This window comes from Candidatus Jidaibacter acanthamoeba (genome assembly GCF_000815465.1).
GTDB classification, from domain to species: domain Bacteria; phylum Pseudomonadota; class Alphaproteobacteria; order Rickettsiales; family Midichloriaceae; genus Jidaibacter; species Jidaibacter acanthamoebae.
The window spans coordinates 1-672 of record NZ_JSWE01000006.1; the positions used below are offsets into that span (position 1 = coordinate 1).

The 672-nt window shown below is 35.9% G+C and carries 1 protein-coding gene; it reads right to left on the reverse strand.

Going from position 1 to position 672, the window contains the following annotated elements; all coding sequences use genetic code 11:
- Positions 1-672: type IV secretion system DNA-binding domain-containing protein (locus NF27_RS00090; protein ID WP_039454482.1), on the reverse strand; the 672-nt coding region annotated here is incomplete at both ends.

The following is a 672-nucleotide window of genomic DNA, read 5'->3' on the forward strand; positions in this document are numbered from 1 at the left end:
TTCATGCTCTACTTCTTCTAAAATAGACCACCCTCTTGATCTGCTGTCAAACGGGTTTAAAATAATATCTTTCTTGGGGTTATAGAACCTTTCAGTAAATGTGCCCGTGAAATCATATATGACCGCTTTGTCGCCTCTAAGCTTAATTTGTTCTATAATTTCTGAAATTAATATTGTTTTACCACTTCCGGTACTCCCGGCTATCATAGTGTGCTGAGTTTCTCCCGAAGGAGGATATGGTACCCCGACAAGAGAATAACCTTTATACTTTCTCTGTTTATTTTGCTTTTGAATAAGAGCTTTTAATTCTTCAAGGGTAGTCATTTCCCTACCCCTCACAAAGTTAGATTGCTTTACCTCAAAACCTTTCCTACAAAAATATATAATCACTCCTACCCAGCCCATAACTATTGTAGCCAGTGAAATAAGTGCGCTATCTCTACAAGTATGCCACGCTTTATTTGCATAATACTTAGCAATGCTACTTCTTAGAATATACTTTGCTTTTAGCTTCTTATTTCCCATAATTACCGGCTCTTCTTGGGCTTTTATTACTGAGTAAAATTGTGCCTTAAGATAAGCAGTCCCATAATAATATTCAGTTGCAGGTAATTTTATTGAAATTAAACTAATAGTTATAAATACCCATACTACCGCTCCCCACTTAGTTAA